The 12489-nt window shown below is 73.1% G+C and carries 11 protein-coding genes; 7 read left to right on the top strand and 4 right to left on the bottom strand.

What is annotated here, in order from left to right:
- Position 1: 1 nt before the first annotated feature.
- From BCD49_RS17635 to BCD49_RS17620, 4 genes are all read right to left on the bottom strand, one after another.
- The gene (locus tag BCD49_RS17635; RefSeq protein ID WP_007514593.1) at positions 2-1330 is read right to left on the bottom strand and encodes a hypothetical protein; all 1329 of its coding nucleotides are present in this window, start codon (positions 1328-1330) and stop codon (positions 2-4) included.
- The gene (locus BCD49_RS17630; RefSeq protein WP_007514594.1) at positions 1327-1884 is read right to left on the bottom strand and encodes a SigE family RNA polymerase sigma factor; all 558 of its coding nucleotides are present in this window, start codon (positions 1882-1884) and stop codon (positions 1327-1329) included. Before BCD49_RS17630 ends, BCD49_RS17635 begins: the two co-directional genes overlap by 4 nt.
- A gap of 120 nt (positions 1885-2004) precedes the next feature.
- On the bottom strand, positions 2005-2526 hold the full coding sequence (locus tag BCD49_RS17625; protein ID WP_027141267.1) for an NUDIX hydrolase: 522 nt from the start codon (positions 2524-2526) through the stop codon (positions 2005-2007).
- Positions 2527-2539: 13 nt separating this feature from the next.
- A complete protein-coding gene (locus tag BCD49_RS17620) occupies positions 2540-2953 on the bottom strand; it encodes an SsgA family sporulation/cell division regulator (protein WP_007514596.1) in 414 nt (137 codons plus the stop codon).
- Between the two features lie 777 nt (positions 2954-3730).
- On the opposite strand from BCD49_RS17620, the gene uvrC reads away from it, so the two are divergent.
- The 7 genes from uvrC to tpiA all read left to right on the top strand — a co-directional run bounded on the left by uvrC (position 3731) and on the right by tpiA (position 12334).
- Positions 3731-6013 (top strand): excinuclease ABC subunit UvrC, encoded by a 2283-nt coding sequence (gene uvrC, locus BCD49_RS17615; RefSeq protein ID WP_007514597.1) that lies wholly within the window; start codon positions 3731-3733, stop codon positions 6011-6013.
- Positions 6010-6891: an RNase adapter RapZ gene (gene rapZ, locus BCD49_RS17610; protein ID WP_007514598.1), complete on the top strand. Its 882-nt coding sequence runs from the start codon at positions 6010-6012 to the stop codon at positions 6889-6891. The genes uvrC and rapZ overlap by 4 nt, the downstream gene beginning before the upstream one ends.
- A 41-nt stretch (positions 6892-6932) precedes the next feature.
- A complete protein-coding gene (locus tag BCD49_RS17605) occupies positions 6933-8021 on the top strand; it encodes a gluconeogenesis factor YvcK family protein (protein ID WP_007514599.1) in 1089 nt (362 codons plus the stop codon).
- 14 nt (positions 8022-8035) lie between these two features.
- Positions 8036-9013, top strand: coding sequence for a DNA-binding protein WhiA (gene whiA / locus BCD49_RS17600; RefSeq protein ID WP_198536236.1), 978 nt, complete (start codon positions 8036-8038; stop codon positions 9011-9013).
- Positions 9014-9143: 130 nt separating this feature from the next.
- A complete protein-coding gene (gene gap / locus BCD49_RS17595; protein WP_071041690.1) occupies positions 9144-10154 on the top strand; it encodes a type I glyceraldehyde-3-phosphate dehydrogenase in 1011 nt (336 codons plus the stop codon).
- A gap of 120 nt (positions 10155-10274) precedes the next feature.
- Positions 10275-11486, top strand: a complete 1212-nt coding sequence (locus BCD49_RS17590; protein ID WP_007514604.1) for a phosphoglycerate kinase — start codon at positions 10275-10277, stop codon at positions 11484-11486.
- Entirely contained in the window at positions 11483-12334 is an 852-nt protein-coding gene (gene tpiA, locus BCD49_RS17585) for a triose-phosphate isomerase (protein WP_007514606.1), read from the top strand. Before BCD49_RS17590 ends, tpiA begins: the two co-directional genes overlap by 4 nt.
- Positions 12335-12489 lie beyond the last annotated feature (155 nt).

The following is a 12489-nucleotide window of genomic DNA, read 5'->3' as shown; positions in this document are numbered from 1 at the left end:
ATCAGCTGATCCTGATGGTGGGCAGGAGCTTCGCGACCTCCGAGGGGATGCCGCCGTCGAGGATGCGGAAGGGTATCCCCGGCAGGTACCAGCTGCGCGGGTGGAAGACGTACCCGTCATCGACGCAGTGGGCGGTCCACTTGTCGTACGCGCCGACCTGGCTGGCCACGTTCCAGGGGCCCTGCTCGACCGGCGCCGCCGGGTCCGGACGGGTGTCGCCGGGGGACCCGGGCGCGACCGCCGATCCGCCGGACGCGCCGTTCGGCCTCGCGCAGCCCTGGCTGTCGGGGCCGGAGTTCCAGCCCTCGTCCTGATGAGCCTCGAACGGCTGTCCCGCGTGCCCTGCGACGCTGCCAGCCTCGATCAGGATGCCTGGGCAGGCGAGGTTGTACATCCTCCGGTCGAGCTGGCCGGGCACCAGGCACGCCCAGCGGTCCCGTGGCGCCCCGGGGCCACCGGAAAGGTCGGCGCCCTGGGAGAAGACCGTCCAGCCCTTGGGCGGGATCAGCGAGACGCCACCCTGGAAGGTCATCCGGCGGGACTCGTCGGGACCGATCCTGATGCTGCGGAGCAGGTCTTCGTCGGCCTGCGGATGTCCCAGGTAGTCGAGGACGCGGAACGGGACCTCGGCCAGGTACCAGCTGCGCGGGTGAAAGACGAACCCGTTGTCGCAGTGGGCGTTCCACTGGTCGGTGGCGAAGGACCGGCCGTTCACGACCTCGTAGTCCTGGTCGCCCTGGTCGACCAGGGAGGGGCTGTCGGGCTCGAGCCCGCCGGGCCAGACCTCGTTGACCATCCCGTTCGCCCCGTCGGCGGGCGGCGTCGGGCAGGGCGCCTGGCCCGTACCGGGGTACCAGCCCATGTGTTGGTGCGGCTGGAACGGCTGCCCCTCCTCGCCCACGACGGTCCCGGACTCGACGAGGATCCCGCCGTCGCACGTCCAGTCCATCCGCGTCTCGGTCGGCGGCGGCACGAGGCAGATCCACATGTCGCGCGCGGAGCTCCCCGCATAGCTGACCGTCCAGCCGGCCGGCGGCACCAGCGACACCCCGCCGAACAGGTGCAGCCGGCGGGACTCGTCCGGAGTCGGTGCGGGCGACCTGGCCGGGACGACCGTAGCCGCACCGGAGTCACGGCCCAGGCCCAGCCCGAACACCACCGCGACGGCGGCGACCGCGACCGCGGTCACGCCGGCGACCACCGCCGTGCGGACCTGCCGGTGATGGCGCGCGTCGGCCCGCCGCGCCAGGTCCTCGGCGCGGTGCGGGTTGTCGGGCATGTCGGTGGCGGCGGCCCGCAGCAGCCTCGTGAGGTCGTTCGTCTCGTTCATCGAGCCTCTCCGCTCCGCGGGTGGGCGTCCAGGGACGGGCGTGTGCCGAAGGCTGGTGGGTGGGCCGCCGAGGCCAGGCCCGGAGACTCGGCCAACAGGGCACGCAGGCGGCTCAGCCCGTGGAAGGTGAGGCTGCGGACCGTGCCTGGTTTGCAGCGGAGCAACCGCGCCGTCTCGGCGTCGGAGAGGTCCTCGTAGTGGCGCAGCACGACCGCGGCGCGCTGCCGCGCGGGCAGCCGCCGCAGCGCCGCGACCAGGCGCGACCGCTCGTCGGCCGCGTCGGTCGGGTCGGCTCCCGGCAGGTCCGGCAGCGTCGCCACCGGGCGCTCGCCCGACGACCGGCGCCGCCACCAGGAGCACGAGAGGTTGACCATCGTCCGGCGGGTGTAGGCCTCCCAGCGGTCCGGGTCGACCTTTCCGCGCCGCAGCCAGACCGCGAGCAGCGCGCTCTGGACGAGGTCCTCGGCGCGGCCCGCGTCGCCGGTCAGCAGGTAGGCGGTCCGACCGAGCGCCTGGCCGCGGTTGCGCACGAACTCGGTGAAGTCGTCATCCACAAGTCGGTCCTTCGTGCCTGCCCGGCCTCACGTGGGCCGGTGGTGCAGTGAGGACGAGATGACGCCACCCCGACGTTCGGAATTGTCGGGAAGCCGACAAACAGCGCCCGAGCCGGTCCGTTAGCCGGCGGACAGCACGGCGAGGGCGGACGTGACGAGATGGCGCATCAGGCCGGGGCGGGTGCCGCGGTAGCGGGCCAGGAACTCGGCGGGCGGCAGGAGGACGCGGCCCGCCGACTCATGACCGTCCGCCCAGGGGAGCAGGTGGCGGACCCGGGCGACGTAAATGATCATATAGGTCAGGTCGTCCGGGCCGAAGTGGTCCGACTCGATGACTTCGACCAGCGCCAGGTCGCCCAGCTCGGCCCGGATCTCCTCCCGGGTCTCCCGGCGGGCCGTCTCCTCGGGGGAGGAGTCGCGCCACTGGACGTGGCCGCCGGGCAGGTCGAGCCCGCGCGCGAGATCCGCGAGCACCAGCCGGCCGTCGTCGGCCACCGCGACCACCGACGCACTCGTCACCGCGTCGAACGCGGGCCGGGCCGCCGGCCCGAGACAGGTCAGTCGCGACGGGCCGCGCGCCGACCGTGACCGCGACGTGGGCCGCCGGTCCTCGTCCGCCGCCGGACCGCCCGCGGTCGTCACGAGAACGGCGCGGTCAGGCGCGGAGAAGCTCGTCGAGGACGGCGTCGAGCTCGCGTTCGGGATGCTCCTGGCCGGCGGGGACGACCCGCTCGGTGCGCTCCAGGAAGTCGCGAAGTGGCTCGGCACCGAGAACGACGGTCGAGTGCGAGGCGCCGTCAGTGAGCACCAGCTGTACCTCCGAGCGGCGCGGATCGGGGGTGAAGCGCACGTCGCCGTCGCCGGTCGGCTTCTCCAGACCGGCGCGCAAGGAGTCCCGCGGGGCCACCCAGTTGCCCTGCGGCAGCGCCGGATGGTCGGGCCGGGAGACCAGGGAAAGGCTGACGGCCAGCGGGTCGCAGGCGCGCCAGGTGACCACGAGGACGGTGACCCGTCCGGTCGTCGACGCGTCGTCGATGATGAACTCGGTGCTGACGTCCAGACCCTGCACGGGTGGGTCCCTCCCTCGCTGCGCCTGCCAGGCCGACGACGCCGCTTTCTCCCAGCAGCCAAGTTCCCAGTTGCTGATTTGAGGGTCGCAGCGTCGCGTCCCAGGTGCCAGCCGGGTGTGGACGGCTTGCCGACAGGCAGCCGCTACCCGCGGCGACATCGCCGCTGTGCTGTCTTCCTGGTGGCGCTCTCGCGGGAGGTCCCCGACAGCGGATGCGCCCCTACAGCCGTGCACCCATCCGGTGATGCGGCCTTGCTGTTGTGCGCGGTATTGCAATACCGCGGTGCGCCTTCGGCCCCACTGGCTCGGGCCTTGGGGCGACACCACCATGTGTCTGACGGAGGCGCGAGCGCCCCCAGCGCCGCTCACCCTGTGCCGGTCACCCTGTGCCGCGCAAACGGCACCGGCCAGATCGAGCGGCGGCGCGCACTCGCGCAAGCACGCTACGTCCACGATACGTGGTACRCCTCGCCCGCGCTTGGGTGGGTGAGGAAACGGCGGCAGGAAAAAGGTCCGTCCGGGTGGGTCCCGCGGGTGACGGCGCCGTCGGGCCGCGGCGCGCCCGGGCCCGGGGCGTGGCGCGCTGGCCGTCGGGAGGGTGGCGCACGGGCCGTGATGAAGTGGTGAGAGCCGCATCCGCCGTGAGCGAGACACGGTAAGGACACGGAGCGGGTGGCTTCGGGGGGTACCCCTCGACAAGCATCAACGCTCTGCGTGATGAAATGGTTACGTGGAGGCGCTGTCTGACCGTGACCCGGGTCGCCGTAGGCTCGACCTATGGCTGATCCGGCGTCCTACCGACCCGCGCCGGGCTCGATCCCCGAGACCCCGGGCGTATACCGCTTCCGGGATCCCCATGGCCGCGTCCTCTACGTCGGCAAGGCCAAGAACCTGCGCGCCCGGCTCGCCAACTACTTCACCGACGTCTATGCGCTGCATCCTCGTACCCGCACGATGGTCACCACAGCGAGCTCCGTCGAGTGGACCGTCGTGTCCACCGAGGTCGAGGCGCTCGCGCTGGAGTACACCTGGATCAAGGAGTACGACCCGCGCTTCAACGTCCGCTACCGCGACGACAAGAGCTACCCGAGTCTCGCCGTGACACTGCAGGAGGAGTTCCCGCGGCTCCAGGTCATGCGTGGGCCCAAGCGCAAGGGTGTCCGGTACTTCGGCCCCTACGCGCACGCCTGGGCCATCCGGGAGACGCTCGACCTGCTGTTGCGGGTGTTCCCGGCGCGCACCTGCTCCGCCGGTGTCTTCAAGCGCGCCGGGCAGGTCGGCCGCCCGTGCCTGCTCGGCTACATCGACCGCTGCAGCGCGCCCTGCGTCGGACGGGTCAGCGCGGACGAACACCGCCAGATCGTCCAGGACTTCTGCGACTTCATGGGCGGCCAGACCGGCCGTTTCCTGCGCCGGCTGGAAACCGAGATGCGGGACGCCGCCGAGCTGCAGGACTACGAGCGGGCCGCCCGGCTGCGCGACGACGCCGGCGCGCTGCGCCGCGCGATGGAGAAGCAGGCCGTCGTGCTGCCCGACGGCACCGACGCCGACGTCGTCGGGTTCGCCGAGGACGAGCTGGAGGCGGCGGTCCAGGTCTTCTACGTGCGTGACGGCCGGGTGCGCGGGCAGCGCGGCTGGGTCGTCGACAAGCTGGCCGACGTCGACACCGCCGACCTCGTGGAGCAGTTCCTCACCCAGGAGTATCTGGGGGACAAGGACCTGGGTGACGGCGCCCCGGCGGGCGCCGAGGGCGGCGCGGGCGGCGAGGGCCAGGCCGACATCCCGCGGGAGATCCTCGTCCCGGAGCTGCCGGCCGACGCCGAGGCGGTCAGCGAGCTGCTCGGCCGCTATCGCGGCGGGCGGGTGGACGTGCGCGTCCCGCGGCGCGGCGACAAGCGGACGCTGTTCGAGACGGTGGAGCGCAACGCCAAGCAGGCGCTCATGCTGCACCGCACGCGGCGCGCGAGCGATCTGACGGCCCGCAGCCAGGCGCTCGCCGAGCTGCAGGAGGCGCTCGGCCTCGCCGACGCGCCGCTGCGGATCGAGTGCTTCGACATCTCCAACACCCAGGGCACCAACGTCGTGGCAAGCATGGTCGTCTTCGAGGACGGCCTGCCCCGCAAGTCGGAGTACCGGCGCTTCTCTGTCCGAGGAGTCGCCGGCCAAAGGCCGCGCGACAATGGCGAAGCTCGCGCGGCCGGAGGCCCCCAGCAGACGGCCGGCCAGGACGACGTCGCGAGCATGTACGAGACGGTGGGCCGCCGGTTCAGTCGGTACCTCGCCGAGCGGTCCCGTACGGGCGAGCTGCCTGGCGCGGAGGACGACGAGGCCCGGGGCGAGGCCGGGCCGGCCGAGGTCCCGGCCGGCGATCCGCTGGTGGTCGACGGGCGGCCGCGCAAATTCGCCTACCCGCCGAACCTCGTCGTCGTCGACGGCGGGCCGCCGCAGGTGGCCGCCGCGGCCCGGGCGCTGGCGGAGCTGGGGATCGAGTCCGGGCCCGGCGGGGTGGCGTTGTGCGGGCTCGCCAAGCGCCTGGAGGAGGTCTGGCTCCCGGACGACCCGGACCCGGTCATCCTGCCGCGTACCAGCGAGGCGCTGTACCTGCTGCAACGGGTGCGCGACGAGGCCCACCGGTTCGCGATCACCTATCACCGGCAGAAGCGATCCGCGTCGATGACGGTGTCGCTGCTGGACGGCGTGCCAGGCCTCGGCGAGACCAGGCGCAAGGCGCTGCTGCGCACGTTCGGYTCGGTCGCGAAGCTGCGCGCGGCCAGCGTCGAGGAGATCGCCGGCGTGCCCGGGATCGGCCCGCGCACCGCCGCCGCCGTCGTCGCGGCGCTCGCCACGAGCGCCCCAGGGGCGTCGGCCGCGCCCGCGCCGGCGGTCGACCCGCTCACGGGCGAGATCCTGGATGCCGCCCCGCCGCCGCCAGCGGCGGCGGGCTCGAAGGCAGCGGGCCCGAAATCGGCAGAGAGTTCCGAGCCAGCAGAGGATTCCGAGCCAGCAGAGGGCTCTGAGACAGAGGAAGAGCACGCCGTGACAAGGGGGACCACGCCGTGACCGCCGCCGCACCCAGTGTGCCGCTGGATCTCGCGATCATCACCGGGCTGTCAGGCGCCGGCCGCAGCACCGCGGCCAAGTGCCTGGAGGACCTGGGCTGGTTCGTCGTCGACAACCTGCCGCCGGCGCTGCTGTCGACGATGGCCGAGCTGGGCCGTCGCTCCGGCGGCGGCGTCAGCCGGATCGCGGCCGTCGTCGACGTGCGCGGCCGGGCGTTCTTCGCCGACCTGCGGGCGGCGCTCGACGCGCTCGACGCCGCCGGCACCCGCCCGCGGGTGCTGTTCCTGGAGGCGTCGGACGACGCGCTGGTCCGCCGGTTCGACCACGTCCGCCGTCCGCACCCGCTGCAGGACGACGGCCGGGTCGTCGACGGCATCAGCCGGGAGCGCGCGCTGCTCGCCGAGCTGCGCGGCGAGGCCGACCTGGTGCTGGACACCACCGACCTCAACGTCCACGAGCTGCGATCGAAGATCAACGCCGCCTTCGGGCAGCCGGGTGGCAATCGGTTGAACGCCACGGTCATCTCGTTCGGCTACCGCTACGGCCTGCCGCTGGACGCCGACCTGGTCGCCGACTGCCGGTTCCTGGCCAACCCACACTGGGTGGAGGCGCTCCGGCCGTTCACCGGCCGCGACCCACAGGTGCGCGACTATGTTCTCGAGCAGCCGGGTGCCAAGGAGTTCATCGACCGGTACGCCGAGCTGCTGCGCCTCGTCGGCGAGGGGTACCTGCGCGAGGGCAAGCGGTACCTGACCCTCGCCGTGGGCTGCACCGGCGGGCGGCACCGCAGCGTCGCCGTGGCCGAGGAGCTCGCCGCCAGGCTCGCCGCGACGGGCGTTGGCGTCCAGATCGTGCACCGCGACCTGGGTCGGGAGTGACGCCGGTGCCCCATCACCCCCACGACCTGCCCGGAGATCCCATGACCCAGGTTCGGGCGGACCAGCTGCCGGCGCCCGGGGCGCCAGCCGTCGTCGCCTTCGGCGGCGGGCACGGCCTCGCCGCGTCGCTGTCGGCGCTGCGCCGCATCACCGACCGGCTCACCGCCGTCGTCACCGTCGGTGATGACGGCGGGTCTTCCGGTCGGCTGCGCCACGAGCTCGGCGCGCTCCCGCCCGGCGACCTGCGGATGGCGCTGGCGGCGCTCGCCGGCCCCGACCAGTGGTCACGGACCTGGGCCGACGTGTTCCAGCGCCGGTTCGACGGTCCGGGGCCGCTGGCCGGGCACGCGCTGGGCAACCTGGTGCTGGCCGCGCTCGCCGAGCAGATCGGCTCGCCGGTGCTGGCGCTGGAGCTGGCCGCGCAGCTGCTCGGGGTGAGTGGCCGGGTGCTGCCGCTGTCCGAGGACGGGATCGACATCGTCGCCGAGGTCGCTGGTCTTGACCCTGACGACCCGGCGGCGACGCGGCGGGTGCGCGGCCAGGTGGCGGTGGCCACCACCGCGGGCTCGGTCTGCGAGGTCTGGGTGGAGCCGGCGGAGCCGCGGGCCTGCATTCCCGCCTGCGCCGCTGTCGAGGAGGCCGACTGGCTGGTGCTCGGCCCCGGCTCGCTCTACACCAGCATGCTGCCGCACCTGCTGGTACCGGAGATGCACAAGGCGATCACCGGCGCGGCGGCGCGCCGGCTGGTCGTGCTGAACCTGGTCTCGCAGCCCGGGGAGACCGAGGGCTTCACTCCCCAGGCGCATCTGCGCGTGCTCGCCCGGCACGCCCCGGGGCTCACCGTGGACGTGGTGCTCGCCGACCCGGCGACCGTCCCCGACCCCTCGGCGCTCGCGGAGGCGGCCGCCGACCTCGGCGCCGAGCTGCACCTCGCGCCGGTCCGTTCGGCCGACGCGGCGGGGATCCACGATCCCACGCTGCTCGCGGCCGCCTTCGAGGCCGTCTTCGCGGCATCCGGTCCCGCGTCCAGCGGCATCCCTGGCCCGTCGGCCGAGGCCGCGGTGCTGACGATGCGCGCGACCCCTAGCCCTCCCGACCTGCGGGTGACCGCCCGCGACCTCAAGGAGTGATCGGTGTGGCGGCGATGACGGCCACCGTGAAGGACGAGCTCAGCCGGCTGCGGGTGGCGAAGCCCTGCTGCCGGCGCGCGGAGATGGCGGCGTTGCTGCGTTTCGGCGGTGGCCTGCACATCGTTGGGGGCCGGATCGTCGTCGAGGCGGAGCTCGACACCGGGGCGGCCGCGCGCCGGCTGCGCCGGGAGATCGCCGAGGTGTTCAGCTTCCCGTCGACGATCGCGGTGCTGGCCGCCGGCGGCCTGCGCCGGTCGGTCCGCTACATCGTGCGGGTCGAGCGCGACGGTGAGCAGCTCGCCCGGTCGACCGGCCTGCTCGACCAGCGCGGACGTCCCGTCCGCGGACTGCCGCCCCAGGTCGTCACCGGTTCGGCCTGTGACGCGGCGGCGGCGTGGCGAGGGGCGTTCCTCGCGCACGGCTCGCTCACCGAGCCGGGGCGGTCCTGCTCGCTGGAGGTCACCTCGCCCGGCCCGGAGGCGGCGCTGGCGCTCGTGGGCGCGGCCCGCCGGCTCGGGGTGCAGGCCAAGAGCCGGGACGTCCGTGGCGTCGACCGGGTGGTGATCCGCGACGGCGACGCGATCAGCGCGCTGCTGACCAGGATCGGCGCGCACGACAGCCTGCTGGCCTGGGAGGAGCGGCGGATGCGCCGCGAGGTCCGGGCGACCGCCAACCGGCTGGCGAACTTCGACGACGCGAACCTGCGCCGCTCGGCCCGGGCGGCCGTGGCCGCCGGCGCGCGGGTGCAGGCCGCGATGCGCATCCTCGGCGACGACGCTCCCGAGCACCTGCTGGCGGCCGGCCGGCTGCGGCTGCAGCACGCCCAGGCGTCGCTGGAGGAGCTCGGCGCGCTCGCCGACCCGCCACTGACGAAGGACGCCGTCGCCGGCCGGATCCGCCGCCTCCTCGCCCTCGCCGACAAGCGCGCGAGCGTCCTCGGCATCCCCAACACAGAGGCCAGCGTTTCGCCCGAGCTGCTGGAGAACGCCTGATGTGCGGTGACCGGCGCGAGTGATCCGGCCCCCGTTGGGCCTCGGATACCGAACCCGGCGGCGCAAAGTCGTTAGGCTCTGGGGCGGCAACGGAACATGACGTCGGTACGACGGTTGGGAGTCCGCGGACGTGGCTACGCGAGTAGGGGTCAACGGTTTCGGTCGCATCGGCCGAAACTTCTGGCGGGCGCTGGCGGCGAGCCCGCAGACGGGGCTCGAGGTTGTCGCCGTCAACGACCTGACCGACAGCAAGACMCTTGCCCATCTTCTGAAGTACGACACCACCCTGGGCACGCTGTCCGAGACGGTCAGCGTGGTCGACGGCGGCATCCAGGTCGGCGACAGCACGATCAAGGTGCTCGCGGAGCGGGACCCGGCGGCGCTGCCCTGGGGCGAGCTGGGCGTCGACATCGTCATCGAGTCGACCGGCCGGTTCACCGACCGCGAGCCGGCCGCCAAGCACTTCGAGGCGGGCGCGAAGAAGGTCATCATCTCGGCTCCGGCCAAGGGTGAGGACCTGACCGTCGTCATGGGCGTGAACGACGACGTCTACGACCCGGCCAGCCACCACGTGCTGTCGAACGCGAGCTGCACGACGAACTGCGTGGCGCCGCTGGCGAAGGTCCTCGATGAGGCGTTCGGCATCGAGAACGGCCTGATGACCACGATCCACGCCTACACGAACGACCAGGTGATCCTGGACTTCCCGCACAAGGACCTGCGCCGGGCCCGGGCGGCCGCACAGAACATCATCCCGACCACGACCGGCGCGGCCAAGGCGACGGCACTGGCGTTGCCGAAGCTCAAGGGCAAGCTGGACGGCATCGCGATGCGGGTGCCGGTGCTCGACGGCTCGGTCACCGACCTGGTCGTCAACCTGGCCAGGCCGGCCAGCAGGGACGAGATCAACGCGGCCTACCAGGCGGCGGCCGACGGCTCGCTGAAGGGCTACCTCGTCTACACCGAGGACCCGATCGTGTCGTCGGACATCGTGGGCACCCCGGCGTCGTGCACCTTCGACTCGCTGCTGACCATGTCCACGGGCACCTTCGTGAAGGTCGTGGGCTKGTACGACAACGAGTGGGGCTACTCGAACCGCCTGGTCGACCTGACCGCCCTGGTCGCCAGCCGGCTCGGCTGATCGAGCCGAAGCTAGCGAACCCGCTGTGACGAGCCGCCCGGTGCCCTCGGCACCGGGCGGTGTCGTCTGTGCCATCAGATCTTCCCCTTTCTTCCTTCCTCATCACTGGAGACGCCAAGCGTGAGGACGATCGACGACCTGCAGGTCGCCGGGCATCGGGTGCTGGTCCGCAGCGACCTGAACGTGCCGCTCGACCGGTCCGGCGACACCCCGCGGATCACCGACGACGGCCGGGTGCTGGCCAGTGTGCCCACCATCAGGACGCTCGCCGAGCGCGGCGCCCGCGTGGTGGTCTGCTCCCACCTGGGCCGGCCCAAGGGCGAGTACGACGAGAAGTACTCGCTGGCCCCGGTGGCCGCCCGGCTCGCCGAGGCGCTTGGCCGGCCGGTCGCCTTCACCGGCGACGGCACCGCCGACATCGCGGGCTCGGCCGCCGCGAGCGTCGTCGCCGGGCTCGGAGACGGCGAGGTGGCGCTGCTCGACAACCTGCGGTTCAACTCGGGGGAGACCAGCAAGGACGCCGCGGCGCGGGCCGCGTTCGCCGACGAGCTGGCCGCGCTCGCCGAGTTCTACGTCGGCGATGCCTTCGGCGCCGTCCACCGGGCGCACGCGAGCGTCTCCGACGTGCCGAAGCGGCTGCCGCACGCGGCCGGCGGGCTGGTGCTCGCCGAGCTGGACGTGCTGCGCAGGCTGGCAGGCGACGCCGGCAGGCCGTACGTCGTCGTGCTCGGCGGGTCGAAGGTGTCGGACAAGCTGGGCGTGATCCGGGCACTGTTGCCGAAGGTCGACGCGCTGCTCGTCGGCGGTGGCATGTGCTTCACGTTCCTCGCGGCCCAGGGCCACGGCGTCGGCGCGTCGCTGCTCGAGGCCGAGATGATCGACACGTGCAAGGACCTGCTCGCGGAGGGCGGCGAGCGGATCGTGCTGCCGTCGGACGTCGTCATCGCCGACCGGTTCGCCGCCGACGCCGCCACCGACGTCGTGCCGGCGGCCGGCATCCGCGACGGCTGGCTGGGGCTCGACATCGGCCCCGACTCGACCAGGCTGTTCGCCGGCAGGCTCGCGGGCGCACGGACGATCTTCTGGAACGGGCCGATGGGCGTCTTCGAGATGGCGCCGTTCGCCGCCGGCACGAAGGGTGTCGCCGAGGCGATCGCGTCGCAGGACGGCTTCACCGTCGTCGGCGGCGGTGACTCGGCCGCGGCCGTGCGCACCCTTGGCATCCCCGAGTCGTCGTTCAGCCACATCTCGACCGGTGGCGGCGCGAGCCTGGAGTTCCTGGAGGGCAAGTCCCTGCCCGGCCTCGCGGCGCTGGAGGTGCTGGGCTCATGACTCCGCCTCCGCTGGGGCGCACAGGTGGCAAGCCGAGTGGCAAGCCGGTTGGTGGCCCGAAGTCGAAGGGCACCGGCCGGCGCACCCTCGTCGCCGGCAACTGGAAGATGAACCTCAACCACCTCGAGGCGATCGCGCTCGTCCAGAAGATCGCCTACGACCTCAAGCCAGACGAGCTGGACCGGGTCGAGACGGTCGTGTTCCCTCCGTTCATCGACCTGCGCAGCGTGCAGACCACGATCGACGGGGACAAGCTCGCGCTCGGCTACGGCGCCCAGGACCTCTCGCCGTTCGACTCCGGGGCGCACACCGGCGACGTCGGTGGGCCGATGCTGGCCAAGATCGGCTGCACGTATGTGATCGTGGGGCACTCGGAGCGGCGCACCGACCACCACGAGACGGACGCGGTGGTCGCGGCGAAGGCGGCCGCCGCCTACCGGAACGGGCTGACGCCGATCGTGTGCATCGGCGAGCACGAGGACGTCCGGGTGGCCGGCAGCCACATCGAGCACTGCCTGGCGCAGCTGGACGGCTCGCTCGCGGGCGTGACGCCGAAGCAGGCGGAGACGCTCGTCGTCGCCTACGAGCCGGTCTGGGCGATCGGCACCGGCCGCACGGCCTCGGCGCAGGACGCGCAGGACATGTGCGCGGCCGTCCGCGGYCGGCTGGCCGAGAAGTTCACGCCCCAGGTCGCCGCCGGGATCCGGGTGCTCTACGGCGGCTCGGTCAAGGCTGCCAGCGCCGCCGAGCTGTTCACCATGCCGGACGTGGACGGCGGGCTGGTCGGCGGCGCGAGCCTGGCGGCCGAGGAGTTCACCGCGATCGTGCGCAGCGGGCCGCCGGCCTAGGGTTCGGTTCCATCGGGCGTGTTCTGGGGCCCGGGTCGCTGTCAGCGGCCCGGGCCTCTTGCTTTGGGCGGCCCGCCCGATGGGCGGACCGGCGGGTGGCCCCGCGGAGGCGTGGCCACCCCGAACGGGGGGTCGCCGCCTCCGGCGCGCGGTGT

The sequence above is a fragment of the Pseudofrankia sp. EUN1h genome (assembly GCF_001854645.1).
Lineage (GTDB): Bacteria > Actinomycetota > Actinomycetes > Frankiales > Frankiaceae > Pseudofrankia > Pseudofrankia saprophytica.
The sequence above is the reverse complement of the archived record's forward strand: the minus strand, read 5'-3'. Positions and strand labels throughout refer to the sequence as shown.